The organism is Geobacillus sp. C56-T2, assembly GCF_007829715.1.
GTDB classification, from domain to species: domain Bacteria; phylum Bacillota; class Bacilli; order Bacillales; family Anoxybacillaceae; genus Geobacillus; species Geobacillus icigianus.
Genome location: NZ_VJWB01000001.1, coordinates 456,955 through 475,999, shown reverse-complemented (window position 1 = coordinate 475,999; position 19,045 = coordinate 456,955). Strand labels below are relative to the sequence as shown.

12 protein-coding genes and 2 pseudogenes are annotated in these 19,045 nt (G+C 45.3%); 1 reads left to right on the top strand and 13 read right to left on the bottom strand.

The genetic code is table 11. The features are described 5' to 3' along the window. Nucleotide 1 precedes the first annotated feature (1 nt). From GC56T2_RS02345 to GC56T2_RS02325, 5 genes and pseudogenes are all read right to left on the bottom strand, one after another. Nucleotides 2-373, bottom strand: a complete 372-nt coding sequence (locus GC56T2_RS02345; RefSeq protein ID WP_144972783.1) for a S8 family peptidase — start codon at nucleotides 371-373, stop codon at nucleotides 2-4. Between the two features lie 177 nt (nucleotides 374-550). Beyond that, nucleotides 551-799 (bottom strand): annotated as a pseudogene (locus tag GC56T2_RS02340) (ISL3 family transposase); the annotation flags it as partial. Next, nucleotides 786-1,805 (bottom strand): annotated as a pseudogene (locus GC56T2_RS02335) (IS701 family transposase); the annotation flags it as partial. The pseudogenes GC56T2_RS02340 and GC56T2_RS02335, both read right to left, overlap by 14 nt. Nucleotides 1,806-1,978: 173 nt before the next feature. Next, nucleotides 1,979-3,790 (bottom strand): UvrD-helicase domain-containing protein, encoded by a 1,812-nt coding sequence (locus tag GC56T2_RS02330; RefSeq protein WP_144972781.1) that lies wholly within the window; start codon nucleotides 3,788-3,790, stop codon nucleotides 1,979-1,981. Continuing rightward, a complete protein-coding gene (locus GC56T2_RS02325) occupies nucleotides 3,777-5,015 on the bottom strand; it encodes an ATP-dependent nuclease (RefSeq protein ID WP_255516133.1) in 1,239 nt (412 codons plus the stop codon). The genes GC56T2_RS02330 and GC56T2_RS02325 overlap by 14 nt, the downstream gene beginning before the upstream one ends. A gap of 144 nt (nucleotides 5,016-5,159) precedes the next feature. Here GC56T2_RS02325 and GC56T2_RS02315 point away from each other — a divergent pair, with 144 nt between their 5' ends. After that, nucleotides 5,160-6,818, top strand: coding sequence for an IS1634 family transposase (locus GC56T2_RS02315; protein WP_144972777.1), 1,659 nt, complete (start codon nucleotides 5,160-5,162; stop codon nucleotides 6,816-6,818). A gap of 66 nt (nucleotides 6,819-6,884) precedes the next feature. Here the strand turns inward: GC56T2_RS02315 and GC56T2_RS02305 are convergent, their stop codons facing one another. From GC56T2_RS02305 to GC56T2_RS02270, 8 genes are all read right to left on the bottom strand, one after another. Further along, nucleotides 6,885-7,415, bottom strand: a complete 531-nt coding sequence (locus GC56T2_RS02305; protein WP_186440020.1) for an AAA family ATPase — start codon at nucleotides 7,413-7,415, stop codon at nucleotides 6,885-6,887. Nucleotides 7,416-7,618: 203 nt separating this feature from the next. Then, a complete protein-coding gene (locus GC56T2_RS02300; protein WP_144972773.1) occupies nucleotides 7,619-10,960 on the bottom strand; it encodes a DEAD/DEAH box helicase family protein in 3,342 nt (1,113 codons plus the stop codon). Nucleotides 10,961-11,002: 42 nt separating this feature from the next. Continuing rightward, nucleotides 11,003-12,196, bottom strand: coding sequence for a restriction endonuclease subunit S (locus GC56T2_RS02295; protein ID WP_144972772.1), 1,194 nt, complete (start codon nucleotides 12,194-12,196; stop codon nucleotides 11,003-11,005). After that, nucleotides 12,189-13,646 (bottom strand): type I restriction-modification system subunit M, encoded by a 1,458-nt coding sequence (locus tag GC56T2_RS02290; RefSeq protein ID WP_144972770.1) that lies wholly within the window; start codon nucleotides 13,644-13,646, stop codon nucleotides 12,189-12,191. The genes GC56T2_RS02295 and GC56T2_RS02290 overlap by 8 nt, the downstream gene beginning before the upstream one ends. 215 nt (nucleotides 13,647-13,861) lie before the next feature. After that, the gene (rlmD, locus tag GC56T2_RS02285; RefSeq protein WP_144972768.1) at nucleotides 13,862-15,268 is read right to left on the bottom strand and encodes a 23S rRNA (uracil(1939)-C(5))-methyltransferase RlmD; all 1,407 of its coding nucleotides are present in this window, start codon (nucleotides 15,266-15,268) and stop codon (nucleotides 13,862-13,864) included. Then, on the bottom strand, nucleotides 15,265-16,131 hold the full coding sequence (locus GC56T2_RS02280; RefSeq protein WP_144972766.1) for a DNA-3-methyladenine glycosylase family protein: 867 nt from the start codon (nucleotides 16,129-16,131) through the stop codon (nucleotides 15,265-15,267). The genes rlmD and GC56T2_RS02280 overlap by 4 nt, the downstream gene beginning before the upstream one ends. 243 nt (nucleotides 16,132-16,374) lie before the next feature. Then, nucleotides 16,375-17,166: a delta-lactam-biosynthetic de-N-acetylase gene (gene pdaA / locus GC56T2_RS02275; protein WP_144972764.1), complete on the bottom strand. Its 792-nt coding sequence runs from the start codon at nucleotides 17,164-17,166 to the stop codon at nucleotides 16,375-16,377. 173 nt (nucleotides 17,167-17,339) lie between these two features. Further along, nucleotides 17,340-18,887, bottom strand: a complete 1,548-nt coding sequence (locus tag GC56T2_RS02270; RefSeq protein ID WP_144972762.1) for a fumarate hydratase — start codon at nucleotides 18,885-18,887, stop codon at nucleotides 17,340-17,342. Between the last annotated feature and the right edge of the window lie 158 nt (nucleotides 18,888-19,045).

Here is a 19,045-nt window from a genome sequence, read left to right as displayed (position 1 = left end):
TCTAAAAAGTGGGTGTGCCATACCCTTTATAATCATTAATTCTTGTTTCATTGGAAGTCATTTTTACGAGTCGTTTGAATATGAAACCAGGAGTTGAATTAGGAAATTCTTCTTCGATTCTTGCTACCATACCTGTTAGAATTGCTGCAGAGAAAGAAGTTCCTTCTACAAACTCATCCCCTATTTTAATTGAAGACCCCGGAAGTAAAAAGTCCAATTCACTTCCATAATTCGAATATGCCCACCTATCTGTATTGGTATTTAAAGCTCCTACCGCTATAACATAAGGAGAGGAAGAAGGATAGTCTAATTTTCCATGACCGTCATTCCCCGCCGCAGCAATGAGTACAATGTTATTTTGGTTCTTCACCATTTTCTGTGATTTCCACTCAATCCTAGAAACATGTTAGCTGGATGAAATAGGTTCATCAGTCAGGATCCTTCTTCCGCATACAGACCACGAAGTTGGTAGAATGGAAACAGTCAAGTGCTTTCCTTGACAGGTTTCCATTCTACCAACGATCATACGGAGAGCGGAAGAAGGGAGTGCTTAGGCAGCCTGACTACCTGTAGTAGTGTTCCCTGTACACTCCAGAAATACACGCAAACGAAACCGTTCCCGATTTCGATAGCCATATGCCCGGCGTTTGATGTTTTTGATCTTGTGATTCGTTCCCTCGATTCGGGCATTGGTATAGGGGCACAAAAAGTAGGAAAGAATCGGCTCCTTCCACCTTTCAAGCGTGTTGGCTGCTTCCTGAAAAGAAGCAAAAGGGCTCTGTTTGGCTAACTGAATCCATGATGCTGTATACGCAGACGAACAGCACCACGGCCCAATACCGTTTCACCACCCGAATTTGACGAACACGGTACCACCTGACTTCAGCTGGTCTTTGACCTGCCGGAAAACGCATTCGATCGTCCAGCGCTGGGCATAGTAACGCAAGATGTCTTCGTCACTCAGCTCCCGGTCGGTGTCGAAGACGACATGGAGATGATCTGGCGTCATCGGTTCATCCGCCTTCCAAGCCAGCAGCACCACCGCGTCATCAAGACCGTTGAGCGCGCCTTCGTAGCGGTAGACACGATAGCGCTCGTTCCCCACCGTGACGAGGCGGGTGTCGTTGGGCTCAATATAGCGGGCAAACTCCTTCGCTTGGACGGCGATGCCGTTCGGGTAGAGAATCCGGTTCGTCTTGAGCATGGCGATGACATGGAATCCTTGTTTCAGGCAGGCTTCGATGAGCGCTTGGGACGGATACCACGCACATCGGCCGAGTCCACTTTTCTTTGAGCGAAGAAAGCCTCTCGATCGCTAGGTCGATTTTGCTTCTTCCTGCCACCTTATCATAGAGACGGGTATGCACCATCCGCCAAACAAGCAAATGCCCCCAAACGGATGGATGATCTTTGTGCGAGTAGTGCCAATCACACCCTTGAATGGCGCGGACAGCCCGTGACGAAGGCTTCGTTTTTTGGCAAATGGTATCATCAATCGAAAGGAACAGAAGTTGATTCGTTCGTTTGGCCAAGCGTTCGATCTGGCGAAGAACCCACTCCTGAAGCTTCTCAAGCAGTTTTTCCTCGTTCCAAGAGCTTTTCGTGAAAAAGTGGCTGAACGTGGTTCGATGATTCGGGTGAAAACTCCAGTACCCGACATCCGTCAATGTCCCCGAAAATCCCTTGGTCGTCAAGGCGTCGACAAGATGAACCAGATGCTTGATGACCGGTTTCGAGAAATAAAGCACCAATCCCAGCGTCATGAAAAACTTGTGGATTCCTTGATGATGTGCTAATCTATTCATGAGACATGAACCTCCTTGTGTGAATGGGTTTGAGCACATCTATTTTACTCAAGGGGCTGGGTTCATGTCTCCTTTTTTGTTTAGTTGTAAATTTATGTTAGCGAATTTGCTCATCTACAGGTCCTAATTAAAAATCATTTTTTCGGGACCTCGCAGGAATAAATATGATTTACTTAGAGTTCCTTCAAAACTAAACCTGACAAACTTAAAAAGCAGCTTAATTTGGAGTTCTTTTCCTCTCCAGAGCTATTCAATCTGGATCTACTCGCACTAAAAAAAACTTGCTTTTTTGCCCTTGTAATTGCAACATAAAATACACTTATTTCTTCCAAATATTTCGATTCATCCTTCTTATTAAAATGACCAAAATTCGGGTGACACAAAAATCCTGAAACCGTATTCAATTTAAAATTACAACGACTACAAAAACCGCGATAAGAAGGAAATACATTCTGTTCCATATCGGGTAATATAACATAATCCCATTCTAATCCCTTCGCTGCATGCATTGTAGAAATTACCACATTTTCATTCACAAACTCCATATTTTGTTTTAAAGCATAATTATTAAAGGTTTCCTGTATTAGATTTATTTTATCTTCATTATGTAGAGACATAAATTCTTCCGAAATTCTATTCAAAAAGATACTCAATAATTGCAATAATGATTCAATCATAATACTTGAAGATTTACTATATGTGTCTTCGATTTCCTTTAAATATTTCTTTATGAATGTTTTTGTAATATTCTTTTCTGATTGAAGAAATTCTATAAACTTAGATTGACATCTTTTGTGAAAATCAATATAGATTGGATCTTCATCTGTATAAAGTCCATAAAAATATTTGATTTTATTTTCTTTAAACTTATTAATTATCACATCAATATTCTTACCTCTTGATCGAGATAAAATTGCTATTCGGTTAGATTCTTTTTCCTCTTTTAATTCAATAACCTTGTTTGCAACCCAGATAGCTTCTTCTTCCTGATTATCTAAAACCACTAGAGGTATTAAGGCATTTTGGCTGATACTAGGTTTAGACAAATTTTCAGCATTGGCTCTAATATTTCTCTCCAATAACAACATTTGGGGATTATCCTTAAATCTATAATTTTGGCTTAGTGTGATTTTATCCATTTTATATATTTTTCTACATTTTTCCAAAAGATTCGGAATAGCTCCAATAAAACCATATATTCTTTGTAGAGAATCTCCAATAAAAACTACTTGATTATCCTCACCAATTAACTGGTCTAAAACTAAAAAACTAAGAATGTTAGTATCTTGAAACTCATCTACAATAATAATTTCAAAGTACTTTTGATAAAAACTCTTTATCTCTGTATAAGATTTTAATAATTGAACAACAAACATTAAGATTGCATTATAGGGAATGTATTTATTAGTAATAAGTTTTTTACAAACAATCTGAATATAATCATCCCAATTATCTAACAGAAACTTATAATTAGCATTATTAATATTTTTTACTGAATCACTAATCTTGGTTAAGAGTTCTGCTTCTTCATGTCTCAATCCTACTTTTAAACTCATAAGTTCTTGATAATCATCATCGTTAATACTAGTTAAATTATCTATTTCCCTTAAATTTTGATGTAATAAGTAACCATAATATTTTAAAATTCGTCTGCAGAGACCGTGATAATTTGAAATAAATAATTTATCGTTTATATTAAAATCTAACGCTCCTATAAGTTGTGGCAATTGACTGGTAACATCTTTTTTTATCTTATAAGCGGCGTTTACACTAAAAGATAACGCTAATATTTTTTTATTACTACTAAGTTTTTTTGTAACTAATAAATATGCAATTTTACTAATCATTGTTTTAGTCTTTCCGTAACCTGCGGGTGCCTCAATTAATAATCTTTTTGAATTGGAATAAATGGCTTTTAATTGCATTGGATCATTTGAATGCAACTGTTCAATTTTTTCTTTTAATTTCGCTTCATCTTGAGTCATTACGAAGCATCTCCTTAGCCCTCATTATTGCTTTCTTATACACTTCTGGAATTAAATCAAGCGTCAATAATCTGCCAATCTCTCTTCCCAAGACTATAGATTTATTAATATCAAGCCATGCCAAATACATAATTCTTAGAATTTGATGATCAGAAACCTCAGAAAATCGGCAATCTCCATTTAATTCAACTCTTAACTCTAATCCATATTTCTCTGCTGTTTTCTTCAGTTTATTTGATTGAATACTTCTTTCAAGTTCCAAGCTATCATATTCTTTAACGATTTTTTCTAAAATTGTAATGCTGTCATTATCAAAACACTTACTTACTATTTCATCCTCAAAATCACGACAATCAGTATGTAGGAGATTATCTATTTTCTTTAGTATTTTTTCTTTTTCAAGATATTTATCTTTATCAATAACTCCGACACATTTTATTCCAAACTCTTTAAATAAATTCATTAAAGGGCTGATTGATTCTGCTCCATTAGCTTTTAGTATACTAATCCCGGCATCATCTAAATCTACGCCCAACTTTGTAGCAAAAATGTCCATACATCCAAATTCGCTTTCACCCTCTACAATAATTACACATTTTGAAAAGAAAGTTTCTTTTATATATTGCATATTCATTAATAGATGCTTTTCTATATTTTTAGGCAAATCGATATCGACACCGTTTTTTACCACTAATTTATTTTCATAATTTTTGTAAAATCTCACTATTTGTTTATAGTCATTTAATAAGATATTAGGTGAATGAGTAACTATTATACTTTGTCCAACAATACCGTCTATATTAAACAACTCTTTTAATAGAGCTGTAAAATCAGTATCTTTATTCCGAATAATTTCATATATATTTTTAATCAATGATCTTTGCATATAAGGATGTAGATGTATTTCTGGTTCATCTAGTGAAAAGATTAAAGGAATTAGTTTTTTGTTCTTGTTATCCTCATATAGTATCTTTTCTAATTTATTTTTATTAAGATTACTTAATCTTTCAAGAATGGCCAAGGCGATAATAATTGAGTACTGTACCCCATACCCACTCGAAGTAATCTCTAACTTCTCGTTATCAGCTAAAACTAAGACTCTAGAAAGTAAATTTTCAACTTCGTCATCTATACTTGCATTAATTTTAAAATCATTAAAACTCTTTAATTTTCTAAAGATCTTATTAATATATTCCATTAATTGCTGTAGCTTTGCTTTATCAATAAAATCTAAGTCATTAGTTTTATTTGTATTAAGATATTTTTTAACTCACATTTCGCACCCTCTCGACGAAAATCGGGAGGATTTTTTCGTTCCGATGTCGAATGAATCCTTGACACACAAGGAAAGTGAAGGAGTTTTTCTCTCATGAACGTTCAAGTCAAAAAGGTCTATCGTAATGATTATTTGAATATAATAAGTGCCCTATTCAAGAAACTGGGCCTGCCCCAATTGATTGACCATCTCGTTCCCGTTGATCCACAGTGCCAGACTCGAGTCAGCGATGCCGTTCAGGCCATCATCTACAATATGTTTGACGGCCGGCAAGCCCTCGTTCACGTGGAACGATGGGCTCAGGAGATCGATCTAGAGAAACTCATCCGTCCCGGTCTCCATCCTTCCTGGTTGAACGACGATGCCTTGGCTCGTCATCTCGACCGCTTGTATGAGGCCGATATTCACAAGGTGATCAGCACTTGCTTGATTCACATTTATCGCAAAGAAGGCCTTTCCCTCCGAGCCTTTCACGCCGATACGACGGACAAGACCGTTTACGGCGCGTATGAATCGGCCTCGTTAGAGGCCTTACAAATCACACATGGCTATAACCGCCATCATCGTTGGCAAAAACAGATCGGTTTCGGACTGGTCGGCAACGAGGACGGCATCCCGTTTTACGGCGATGTGCACGACGGCAACCTGCCTGACAAAACGTGGAATCCGGAGGTGCTGTCCCGTGTCCACGAACAGCTCAAACAAGCCAAGATGGAAGACGAATGGATTTACGTGGCCGATTCCGCCGCGATGACAAAAGACACTCTGGCGCAAACCAAAGCGGCCAACGCCTTTTTGATCACCCGAGGCCCTTCGTCGCTTCGGATCGTGAAACGGGCATTAGCGGAGGCCGATTCGCCTCACATCCCGTGGAGCGAACCCTTTACGCTGGCGGAGAGAAACGGCGCCACGTACCGGGTATGGGAAACATCCTCCACCTATGAAGGCCACCCCGTTCGGCTGATCGTCGTCGAATCGAGTGCGCTCGACCAGCGAAAAGGAAAGACGCTCGAAAAAGAACGAACCAAAGAAGCGGAGCTTCTTCGCGAGGAACAAGCCCATTGGGAGCGCCACCCTTTCTCGTGCCGGGAAGACGCTGAACAAGCCTTGGCGTCCCTCAAGATGTCCCTTCGCCCACGGTTTCATCAGGTCAAGGCCGCGGTCGAAGAGATCGTACGCCCGAAAAAACGGCGCGGACGGCCGAAAAAAGGGGTGGAACCCGAGATGGAGACGCGGTATCTCTTGCGCCTTGACGTCGAATTCGACCAAAACGCGTGGGAACAGGCAAGACGGAAAGCGTCCCGGTTTGTCCTCGTCACGACCGTTCCGGAGGAATGGAAGGGCCAACAAATGGATGCCCAAGAGATCTTGAAGCTATATAAAGGGCAGATCTCGGTGGAAATGAACTTCGCTTTTTTGAAAGATCCGTTTTTCACGGATGAGATTTACGTCAAAAAACCAGAACGGGTCGCAGTATTAGGCTATTTGTTTCTGTTGGCCTTGGCGATTTACCGCGTTTTTCAGCGCCGAGTGCGTCAGTTTATTACTCCAGAACACCCGTTGAAGGGTCCTGGAGGCCGCAAGCTGACCCGGCCGACGGGACAGGCGATTTTTCAGCTGTTTCAATATGTGAACGTCGTCCTCCTGGAGCTGCCGGATGGGCGCATCCAACGCTCACTGGATCGCTCCCTCACCCCTGAACAACGAAGGATTCTGCAGGGGTTGGGGCTGGATGAGAGCATTTACGTGTAACGTCATACGGAACGACCAGCGATGGTAAAAAAAGGATAGCCATCGCTCGTTGTGTTGGTCAAAAAGTTATTCTGAAAAACTAAATAAAAAATCCTTTGTTTTGACCTTGTTAGGGTGCGAAATGTGAGTTTTAATCAGAAATCTCAAAAATTTTCCCGATCCTTTACCTTTTTCAAAACTCAGTTCATTGCTTGGATTTCTAAGCGAGTCATAATGGATATGCAATATTTTTTTGATAGTGTTATTAGACAAATTTATCCCTGTTTCTTTGTGAGTAAAGTTGATAAACTCATCGGGAGATTCTTGACTAACAATAATATTAATTCTATTGCTATTTTCAGGATCAAATAAATCACCAAACATTCCTTTCTCATAATCATTTAATAATAGAGATAACAGTATATTGATTTCCTTATCCTTATCATGAAAATCTTCGCTTTTAAAACTTTGGTAGTTAAAAATTGTATTAATTAAAGACAATACATTAGATTTACCTAAATTATTTTCACCAACTATAAAAGTAATATCAGGATGGAATTTTATATGTACTCCATCAAGATTTCTATAATTTTGAATATATAATTCTGACAAAAACAACTGTATCCCTCCTCGAACTTTAACTAGAAGATAACTATTAAATCTTTATTGTTATCATGTCAATATCTCTTTATCCTTCATTTTAAACATCTTTCCCCTTCCATTAATAAACAGTTGATTGATTTTCTAATTAAAGAAAGCATCTAAGAGCGGGGGATGAAAACTCTAAGATGCCTTTATAGTTAAGTGTGAAATATATTCAGCTACGCCCCCACAATATCTTCCGAATTCCGGTTAATCTCATCGATAATGCGGATGATCTTCCGGGCGTCGTCCATGTTGTCTTGAAAGAGTTCAACGATGCTGCCGACGGTTTTGAACGGCTCTTCCTGCAGCACGCGCTTGTCCATGACTCCGTTTTTCACAAAGTAATCGACGATCAGTTTGACAAAGCGGCTTTGTTGGATGTTCAACCGTTCGCTTGATAAAAATTCGGAAAACGCTTCGTTGGCGGCCTGCGGGTCAAGGCCGACGATTTGGCGGACGAGCTTTGTAATCGGCGTGGCGCCGAATTCTCTTTGATAATCTTCCTGTGTGCCAAGCTCATTCCAAAGAATATGCTCCAACGTTTTTACGTCTTGGATGGTCAGCTTTTTATTATTCCGCAGCTTGTAAATGGCCATCTGGTCGCGGTGTTCGTGCAGATAATGTTCCACCTTTTTGCGATAATTTTTCAGATCATTGACAGTAAACATCGGGCCGTTTTCTTTGACTTCTAAAACTTGGTCTTTAAAGTTCGTATAGTAAATTTTTTGCGTTTCTTTTTCAAGGAATTTCACTAAATCACGCAACGCTTCGCGAACGGCTTCCAATTCGAACAGATCGGCTTCGCTCCAAAACTCTTCCGTCTGCACCTTTTCGATGATGTATTTTTGTTCCTGCACTTGCGGGATCGAGCCGAGCTTAGATAACGCCTCTGCGGTGCGAATCACGCTGCGGATCGGCTTTGTGGCATTATTCGTTTGCAGCTTCGCCAGCTCAATCGTATACATCAGCAAATCAAAGCGCTTGGCCAGCTCATCATCGTTGAGCGGAACGATGAGCGGCGCCAGATGTTCTTTGATTTCATTGACATCCATGGCCGTTAAACCGTTCCATGCTTCCCGGTTTTGGAACTTGTGTACGTACTGAATATGTTGGCGCACGCGGAAGTTTTCTTCGTTTAACCGATTGATTTCTGCCAGCAGCTCGTCAATCAATTGATGGCGATAGGCAATATACTCTTCTTGTTGATATTGTAAATGCTGCAGCTCTTTAATGATTTCCAGTTTGGTGGTAAACAAACGCTCCGTTAAGCTTTCTACCGCTTTTCCTTCGATTCCTTTCGGATTTTCGCGGAAAAACGCAAAGTTGCCGCAATAATCAAAAATAAGGAAATGCGTTTTATCTTGCCCGGGTCCGAACAAGTCTTTGCATAAACGGGTGCCACGCCCGATCATTTGCCAAAACTTCGACTTCGAGCGTACTTTCTTAAAGAACACAAGGTTGACGACTTCGGGAATATCCACTCCCGTATCAAGCATATCGACCGATACGGCAATTTGCGGCCATTTGTTGCGGTCGGAAAAGTCATCGATTAATGTTTGGTAGTAGTTCACGCTGTAATCAATCACCCGCGCAAAGCCGCCCTTGTATTCGGGAAACAATTGATCAAAGCGCTCCACGATCCGTTCCGCATGGCGATGGTTTTTCGCAAAAATGATCGTTTTGCCGAGTTTGTCTCCGCCTTCGACGCGAATTCCTTTTTCCATTACATCTCTCAGCACCGTATCAATCGTATCATCGTTAAACAGCCATTCGTTTAACGCGGAGCTGTCAATATCGTCGCCGACGTCCTCGTCAAATGTTTCTTCATATCGTTCTTTTTCTTCATCAGATAACTCATCGTAACGAATGCCTTCTTCGAGAAACTTTAGCGTTGTTTCAATCGTCCGATAATCGACTAAATAGCCGTCTTGAACGGCTTGGTCCAGCTCATACGCATACGTCGGCACACCGTTTTCCAGATCAAACACTTCATACGTATTGCGGTCAATTTCATCTTTCGGTGTGGCGGTGAGCCCAAGCAATATGGCGTCAAAATAGTCAAAAATCGCTCGGTACTTCTTATAAATACTGCGGTGGGACTCATCGACGATGATTAAATCAAAATGCCCGACGGTAAAGAGACGTTTGCCGTCTTTTCGTTTCGCTTCGTCAATCGCGTTCATCATCGTCGGGTACGTCGAAAACACCATGCGGCTTTCCTCGGGATTGTCTTTGTTGTCAAGCAAATTGCAAAGCGTCAAGTTCGGCAGCAGATGGCTAAAGCTGTTTTTCGCCTGTGTAACTAGCGTTTTGCGGTCGGCTAAAAACAAAATATTTTTCACCCAATTGTGACGGGTAAGAACATCGACAATCGAAATCGCTGTCCGCGTTTTGCCGCTCCCCGTCGCCATGACTAGCAGCGCTTTGCGCCGCTTGTTCTCAAGCGCATCACAGACCGCCAGCACCGCTTCTTTTTGATAGTAACGATTCGCGATGTTGTCATTGATTTGCACATGTTTTAGCGGCTTTTTCATCGTCCGGCGGTCAATCAGCAAGCTTAATTCTTCCTTGTTGTAAAAGCCGGAAACCTTCCGCGCCGGATAGGCAAGGTCGTCCCAAAGATACGTTTCAAAACCGTTTGTGTAAAAAATGATTGGACGTTGGCCGTGCATGTTTTCGATACAGTCGGCATATAGTTTGGCTTGTTGCTTTCCTTTGTTCGGGTCAGCGGTTGTCCGTTTCGCTTCGATGACCGCCAGCGGCTTTCCGTTATCGCCAAAAAGGACGTAATCAACATAGCCGACTCCTTCTTGATTCGGCATGCCAACGACAGGATATTCCACAACAACGTCCTTTTTAAATTCCCAACCCGCCAGCTTCAAATCTAAATCAATATATTTCTTCCTTGTTTCCCATTCGCTCAGTGCGTCGACTTGGAAATGGGATTCTTTCGTGTTTTCTTCCCGTTTGGCGGCAAGCAGAGCGCGAAGCTGTTCGTTTTCTTTCATCATCTCTTCCAGACGCTTGTCTTTCGAACTGAGCCGCTCGTATAAATCTTTCAGCTCTTCCGGACGCTCGCGCTTTTCCTCACCGATGGGCAATAACGATTCATTAAACTCCGCCGCCGTATAGTCATCCGAATAACAATAATCAATCCAAGAGACGAACTGATGAAGATTGTGGAGGGAAAGAATCGCTTCTTCCCGCGTAATCATCGAGTTCGTATGAACCGCGACATTTCCCAGCTTGACAATGTAACGCAACAGCGGCAGCAACGCTTCATCAATAATGGCCAAAAAACCGGGGTCATGAATCAAGCTCGAAAGACGATCTTGATACGGAACTTTCAACGCGCCATCAAAGCTGTACACCCACTTCACCGCCAGCTCCAGCGCCCGGCGCGTCAAAATCGCGCACGTCGCCGGACTGACAACCAGACTTTTCTCCGCCTCCAAACACGCATTGGCAAAGCTCTCATAATGAGGTTTGCCGATTAAAAACTGAAAGTTGGATCGCAATCAACGCCCCTCCTTAACCGGTACGAATTCCTTTCCTGTCGGTTAATCGTTGAACAACTCTCCCTTGAATGCGCGTTGCATGAGGGAGTTGAAGTTGTTTTCTAGTTCTTCTAGGCTTTTTTGAAGAAGGTCTTTTTGAGATTCTATTTTTTCTACTATCTCTACAAATTTATTTTGAAGTTCAACAGGTGGTACCGGTATTTCTAACTCACTTAAAATTTTGAGATTAATATTTTTTTGTGCTGATTCGGGAGCATTAGCTTCAATGATTCTTTGTAAAAACGTGAACCAAAAATGAACATATATATTAGACATATAATTTTTTGGAATGTAAGCAACAACGCTGTCTGGAAAACAAGCATCAAACGTTAATATTCCTGTTTGGGCTATATTAGCCGCAATTGTAATACATAACGTACCTTTTGGCCACATTTTGCTCTGCTTTAAACCTAACTCAGAGTACGTTTGGTTATATTTTTTTATGAATATACCTGAATTTGCAACATCCCCAGTTTGAATCAAAGGATAAGGACCATTCAGAAGTTCAGGAGCATTTCTTGGTCGATATTTCGATATTCCTCTTTTAAGCTCACCTGTCTCGGATAGCTTCTGCATGACCCAGTTTTTATTATTTTTAACCGGATCCCCAAACATCTCCAAAAACACACTTTGCGTTAACTGGTCTAACGCTTCAATTTGGGTTTTTCGTTTGTCGATGAGTTCTTGGGTTTTGTCTAGAATAGAAACAATTTTTAATTGAGTTTCCTTTGAAGGTAAGTCTATACTCAAGCTTTTTAAATAATTATCTAATTTCAAGTTAATGATCCCAGTCGTTTTGTTCTGATATTTTAACACAGCTTTAGTCTTGTACTTATAAAATAAGTAATAAAAAAGATATTTGTTTATAACCTTATTACTATCTGGTCTTAAAATACTAGTGAAGTTATTACATAAATAAATATCGTTTTTAATATCAAAATAAACAACCCTTCCAACTGGTTGCTCAGGGGAACCTCCAGATTTTTCTATAATGATATCACCATAATTTAATTTTTTTTCAATCGCTTTCTGTTGTTCAATATTTCTAAATACTATCTCTTTATTAAGGTCTAATCTACCATCATTCGAAAAATTTGTAGTCCTAATAACTTTTACATCATTAGAGCCAGTTGGTTCCTGGCCCCATTCTCCACTAACAACATTTTCAAGCAGATCAATTACTTTAAATCTACTCACTTAGCATTTCCTCCAACTCTTTTATCCCTTTTACAATTTCTTCTTCTAATTTCTTTACTTTTTCAATTATGATTTTAGGTTCTTCATACTGTACTTCTTCGTATACTATTTCTTTATATCTATTAATTGAAAGGTCATAGCCGTTTTCCCGAAGTTCTTCCACCGGCACGAAGAACGATTGGTCTGTTCGTTTTCGGTCTTTTTCCGCTTCACGGTTATGGAAGCGCGCAATGATGTCCGGGATGTCGTTTTCTTCGATTGGGGTGCGTTTGTCGTCCAATGAATAGCCGTCGGCTTTCATGTCGTAAAACCAGACGTGATCGGTTCCGCCCGCGCCTGTTTTCGTAAAAATCATAATGGCTGTCGATACGCCGGCGTACGGTTTAAACACGCCGCTTGGCATCGAAATAATCGCTTCGAGCTTATGGTTTTCGACGATTTCTTTGCGAATCGCTTTATGCGCCGTCGAGCTGCCGAACAATACCCCATCTGGCACGATGCAGGCGCAGCGGCCGCCCGGTTTTAAGATGCGCAAGAATAACGCCAAGAATAATAGCTCCGTTTTCTTTGTTTTGACCACTTTTAATAAATCGCTCGATACCGCTTCATAGTCGAGCGAGCCTTTAAACGGCGGATTGGCCAAGACAAGGGTGTATTTGTCGCGATCGTTGTTTTGTTCCGACAAGGAGTCGCGATATTCGATATTCGGGTTTTCAATGCCATGGAGCATCATGTTCATCGCGCCAATCCGCAGCATCGTGCGGTCCATGTCAAAACCGTAGAACATCTGGTTGTGAAAATGTTCTTTTAAACTTTGCACTAAAAATAAGTCGCTGCGATGGTTGCGCAAATATTCGCCGGCGGCGACTAAAAACCCGGCGGACCCGGCGGCCGGGTCGACGATGATGTCTTCCGGCGTCGGTTTTACGAGTTCGACCATCATGTTGATAATATGGCGCGGCGTCCGGAATTGGCCGTTCGTCCCCGCGGTGGCGATTTTCGATAACAAATACTCGTACAAATCGCCTTTTGTATCGCGGTCTTTCATCGGAATGTGGTCAATGCCGTCGACAATTTTGACGAGCAGTTGCGGCGTCGGGATCATGAACATGGCGTCGCCCATATATTTCGCATAAGCGGACTCCTTGTTCCCATGCAAGTTTTTGATAAATGGAAACACTTCGTTGGAAACGACCTCATACATATGGGCGGCTTCAAAATGTTTGAATTTGCTCCAACGCAAGTGCTGCTTATCTGGCGGAAAGATGCGTTCCGATTCGATGCCCAGCAAAGCATCTTCCTGTTCGCGCTGCGTTTCGACTTCGTCGAGACCTTTGATGAATAACAAGTATGTAAACTGTTCAATAACCGTCAGCGGGTTCGTAATGCCGCCTGTCCAAAATGTTTCCCATATTTTATCGACTTTGCTCTTTAATTCTCCTGTCATCATATAGATGCCCCCTTATTATTTCCAAATTTAATTATACCTCGTTTTATCGTTGGTAGAAACTTCGATTTTGCAAGATTTCGTCATTCATGATAGACGAACCACGAAAATTCTCCCCTCGCCTCATCGGTCGTGTGGAAACCCGATGGAACGGCCAAAACGTTTTTGTCGATTCTCTGTTCCGAAAATGAAATAGCAGGAAACAACCCGTTTCCTGCTTACGTTTCTCGTAACACGATCTGCGCGACACATTCTACATGCGCCGTATGCGGGAACATGTCGACCGGCTGGATGTAGGCGACGCGATAGGCGGCCGCTAGGGTGTCGAGGTCGCGGGCGAGGCTGGACGGGTTGCACGAGACGTAGACGACTTTCTGCGGGCGGACGCGGAGGATCGTTTCGAGCAGTGCCCGGTCGCAGCCGACGCGGGGCGGGTCGACGATGATGACGTCCGGCTTCCAGCCTTCGTTCACCCATTTCGGCAGCCAATATTCCGCTTTGCCGACGACATAGTGCGTGTTCGTGAACCCATGTTTTTTGGCGTTTTTCTTTGCGTCTGCGATCGCTTCCGGAATCGTATCCATGCCGCGCACTTCGTTGGCGTCGCGGGCGAGCCACAACCCGATCGTGCCGACACCGCAATAGGCGTCCACGATCCTCTCTGTTCCGGTGAGAGCGGCCGCTTTTTTTACTTCATCGTACAATTTCACCGTTTGGATCGGATTGAGCTGGAAAAACGCGCGCGCGGAGAGCTCAAATGACAAATCGCCGAGCGTTTCTTGAATGTATTCGTCGCCGGCGAGCACTTCCGTCTCATCGCCGAAAATGAGCGATGTTTTTTCGCCGTTGATGTTTTGCACGATCGATTTGACTTCGGGGAGACGGCGGCGAATTTCGTCAATGAGCAGCTCTTGGCGCGGGATGTCTTTCGTCGCTGTGACGAGAACGACTTGGATGTCGCCGGTATGAAAGCCGACGCGGGCGACGATCGTCCGCACGACGCCGGTTCTTGTCCGCTCGTTGTAAATTGGGATGCGCAAGTCTTGCAAAATCGTTTTGATGATGTTTGTCACGCGCGTCGTTTGCGGGTGTTGGACGCGGCATTCCGACAAGTCGATGAGCCGATGGGAGTTGAGGCCGTACAGCCCGGCGAGCACCTTCCCTTCTTTCATCCCGACTTGGAACTGGCTTTTGTTTCGGTAATGCCACGGGTCATCCATGCCGATCGTCGGGCGGATGTCAAGCTGATCGACGTCGAGGCGGCGGGCGTGGCGGCGCAGCGCCTGGATGACAATGTCGCGCTTCGCCTCCAGCTGCGCTTCGTACGCCAAGTGCTGCAGCTGGCAGCCGCCGCACTGGTCATAGAGCGGGCATGGCGGCTTGATGCGGTTTGGCGAGCGCTTGCGGATGCGCTTGATTTTCGCCTCGGCATAGGTAGGGTGGATGTCGGTCGCCTCAACGATCACTTCCTCGCCCGGCAAGGCGCCGGGGACGAAGACGACTTGTTTTTGAAAATAGCCGACCCCTTCGCCGTTAATGCCGATCCGCTGAATCGTCAGCGGAAATTGGTCTCCCTTTCGAATCTTCACCTTCGTTTGTCGCTTTGCCATATCGGTCCCTCTCATTCAATGCTTCTCCATAAATAAAGCGCCGCGTAGCTCGCATACGGCTTCCACCGCTCGCCGAGCGCCGCCAGTTCGCTGGCGGTCGGCCGCTTCGGCAGCTGAAAAAGCTGTTCCACCGCCCGCTGCAAGCCAATATCCGCCGGCGGGAAGACGTTCAGGCGGCCGAGCCCGAACAGGAGGAAATTTTGCACGGTCCATGGCCCGATGCCGCGGATGGCGGTCAGCCGTTCCATCACTTCGCCGTCCTCCATCTGCCTGAGTTCATCAAGCCGCAGCTTCCCCTCGGCAATGAGGCGCGACATATCGACGATGTATTCCGCTTTCCGTCCACTCAGCTGCAAGGCGCGCAAGTCCTCGTACGAGCGGGCGGCGATCTCTTCCGGGCGCGGGTAAAACCAAACGCCGTCCCGCTCCTCGCCGAACGTTTTCACAAACCGCTCTGTGAGCCGATAGCCGACTTTGAGATGAAGCTGTTGGTGGATCAAACATTTGACGAGGCAAAAATACAAATCAAAATCAAGCACCAGCGGCAGCCCTTCATAACGAGCAAACAGCGGCGCCAGCTCAGTCGCCTGAAAATGACGGTGCACCGAAGCGAGCGGCGTCCGCCATTGAAACAGATCGGAAATCCGTTCAATGATCTCCTGTTGCCGCTCGGGATGCGGCCCCGACACGATCAAGCGCGGGGCGTCTTTTGTGCCGATGCTTTCCACCGCGACGGGCACTTTTACGTCATCGAGATGAAGCGGCACGGTGACGCGCTGCCGCTCTAGATCAACCGCCAGCAACGGATCGAGCGCCAATCGCTCCAACGCATGGGCAAAATCGTACGGCGCGGGCACGGTAATCGTTTGTTTCCACATCGTTCTCACCTTTCTCGTTCGTCCGTGCCCTTATTATAACGAAAAACGCCCCGCCAAACCAACGAATCGGACAAGCAGCCGATCCGTTTCTGGTGGCGAGGCGGGGAATGGCCTAGCGGCGCACCCTGTTGTTTTAACTATCCGCAACGCGACGACGACGGACACGGGGACAGAAGCTGTCGGCGCTGACCTTTGCACCAAAAAGCGCTCACTTCCATGAGCAGACAGGCCGCGCTGAAGGCCTTACGGACGAAACAGCCACGGATGGAGGCCCATCTTTTTCGCCATCAATTCATCTAAGCTGGCAAACGTATACCCTTGTTTGCGCAAGTCGTCGATCACCTTCGGCAGCGCGTCGGCGTTGTCTTTCGAGACCGAGTGCAAAAGCAAAATCGCCCCGGGGTGGATTTGCTTCATGATTTGATCGTACGCGTATTGCCAGCCGCGCTGGCGGTCGGTCTGCCAGTCGACGAACGCCAGCGACCAAAAGACGTGGTAATAGCCGAGCTCGCGGGCGAGCGCCAACGTCCGTTCACTGAAAATGCCGCGCGGCGGGCGAAGGTACGCCATCCCTTTTTGCCCGGTCAATTCCTCGGTCTTTTCTTTTACTTTTTCCAGCTCTTCACGGAACCGCTCTTCGCTTGCCGTTGTCAAATCGGGGTGGTGCCATGAATGATTGCCGATGATGTGCCCCTCGGCGGCCATTCGTTTCACCAACTCAGGGGCGGTTTGCAAGTAATGGCCGGTGACAAAAAAGGCAGCCGGCACGTTCTTTTCTTTTAACACGTCTAAAATTTGCGCCGTATAGCCGTTTTCATAGCCGTTGTCAAACGTCAAATAAATCGTTTTTTCGCTCGTATCGCCGACATAAAAGGCATCGTATTTGGCGAGCAGTTCGTCAAGCTCTTTTCCCACCGATGGGGGCTGATGGTTTTCGCTCCGCTTGAATCCCCAATGGATCGGCGCATGGCTTGCCGCGAACGCGGGGGCGGGGATCAACGTGAACAGCAACAAAAGAGAAAGAAGCCATTTCATGCGCACAATGCCTCCTTGGCTGCGGTCGTTTCCTTTTTCTTATTGTCTTCCCGCCTCCGCGCTTTACGCGCGCCATTTTTTGCAAAAAAAGCCCCAAACGCGCCTGTGGCACGCGCGTTTGGGGCTAGGTGAGCTGAGCGGCCAGCCGTTCGTTTGAAATCGCTTCTTTCTTTTTATTTGAACACCGGTTCTTTGAATTGAGCGAGCTTTTCAAGCGACGATTTTTCCACATCTTCATGCAAGCTGTTGCCGTGCGAATCCATCGTGACGACGGCGGTGAAGTTTTCGACGCGCAAATGCCACATCGCTTCCGGGATGCCGAATTCCAGCAAATCGACGCCTTCTACGGATTTGATGCAATCGGCGTAATATTGCGCGGCGCCGCCGATGGCGTTCAAATACACGCCGCCGTGTTCTTTTAAGGCTTGCAGCGTTTTCGCGCCCATGCCGCCTTTGCCGATGACGGCGCGGACGCCGAATTTTTTCATGATGTCGCCTTGGTACGGCTCCTCGCGGATGCTCGTCGTCGGACCGGCGGCTTTGACGTGCCAGCGGCCTTCTTCATCTTTTAACATGACCGGGCCGCAATGGTAAATGATTTGCCCGTTTAAGTCGACCGGCGCGTCATGATCCATCAAATATTTATGAATAGCGTCGCGGCCGGTGTAAATCATGCCGCTGATGCGGACGACATCGCCGACGCGAAGCTGGCGCACTTGTTCTTCCGACAGCGGCGGAACGAGGTCGATGACGCGTGTCTCCCCTTGTTCAAGCGCCGCGGCGGCTTCCGCTTTTTCCAATTCTTTCGCGAAATCAACGTCTTCGCCGTCTTGGTACAGCCATTCGATGATCTCGCCCGTTGCCGGGTCGATTTTCACGCCCATGCGGCGGAACGCCCAGCAATTGTAAGCCACGGAAACGAAGAAGCTCGCCGGGATGCGATGCATGACGCCGATTTTACAGCCCAGCAGCGTCGATTCGCCGCCAAAGCCCATCGTGCCGATGCCGAGCTTGTTGGCGTTTTCCATAACGTATTCTTCGAGTTGGCGCAGTTCTTCAATCGGATTGACGTCATCGACCGGGCGGAACAGCTGCTCTTTGGCGAGTTCATAGCCCGATGAGCGGTCGCCGCCGATGCCAACGCCGATGAAACCGGCGCTGCACCCTTGCCCTTGCGCTTGGTACACCGCATGCAAAATGCATTTGCGAATGCCGTCAAGGTCGCGGCCGGCGCGGCCGAGCCCTTCGAGTTCACACGGCAGGCTGTATTGAATGTTTTTGTTTTCACAGCCGCCGCCTTTTAAAATCAAACGGACGTCAATGTAATCGTTTTCCCATTGTTCAAATTTAATGACCGGCACGCCTTCTCCTAAGTTGTCGCCGCTGTTTTTGCCGGTGAGCGAGTCGACCGAGTTCGGACGCAGCTTGCCGTTTTTCGTCGCTTCAGCGATGGCCGCCCGAATCGCTTTTTTCATTTCAATTTGATTCACGCCGACCGGCACTTTGATTTTAAACGTCGGCAAGCCGGTGTCCTGACAGATCGGCGACACGTTTTCGTCCGCCATTTGAATGTTCTCGACGATCGTATCGAGCGCCATCGCCGCCCGGGTGCCGGCGTTTTCGCGCACTTTCGCCCGAGCGATCGCTCGACGAACGTCCTTCGGCAGCTTCGTTGACGTCTCAACGATCAAGTCATACATGCTTTGCTGGAATTTTTCCATGTCGGTTCCACGCCCTTTCCCTTTTGATCGCCCTATCGGCAGTTGTCTTATCTCCTTCTATTATACTGCTTTTTCTCGGTTATGGAAAAAATCTTTCTTTTCTGTCTCATCAGTCCCCCGCCCGCCTCATAGGAATGGGATAGAGGTTCGGTAAAACG

Excerpts from the sequence above, each read along its gene's own strand:
- GC56T2_RS02270 (WP_144972762.1), bottom strand. The coding sequence starts at position 18,887 with ATGGAAAAATTCCAGCAAAGCATGTATGACTTGATCGTTGAGACGTCA.
- GC56T2_RS02330 (WP_144972781.1), bottom strand. The coding sequence starts at position 3,790 with ATGACTCAAGATGAAGCGAAATTAAAAGAAAAAATTGAACAGTTGCAT.
- GC56T2_RS02280 (WP_144972766.1), bottom strand. The coding sequence starts at position 16,131 with ATGTGGAAACAAACGATTACCGTGCCCGCGCCGTACGATTTTGCCCAT.
- GC56T2_RS02315 (WP_144972777.1), top strand. The coding sequence starts at position 5,160 with ATGAACGTTCAAGTCAAAAAGGTCTATCGTAATGATTATTTGAATATA.
- GC56T2_RS02290 (WP_144972770.1), bottom strand. The coding sequence starts at position 13,646 with ATGATGACAGGAGAATTAAAGAGCAAAGTCGATAAAATATGGGAAACA.
- rlmD (WP_144972768.1), bottom strand. The coding sequence starts at position 15,268 with ATGAGAGGGACCGATATGGCAAAGCGACAAACGAAGGTGAAGATTCGA.
- GC56T2_RS02345 (WP_144972783.1), bottom strand. The coding sequence starts at position 373 with ATGGTGAAGAACCAAAATAACATTGTACTCATTGCTGCGGCGGGGAAT.
- pdaA (WP_144972764.1), bottom strand. The coding sequence starts at position 17,166 with ATGAAATGGCTTCTTTCTCTTTTGTTGCTGTTCACGTTGATCCCCGCC.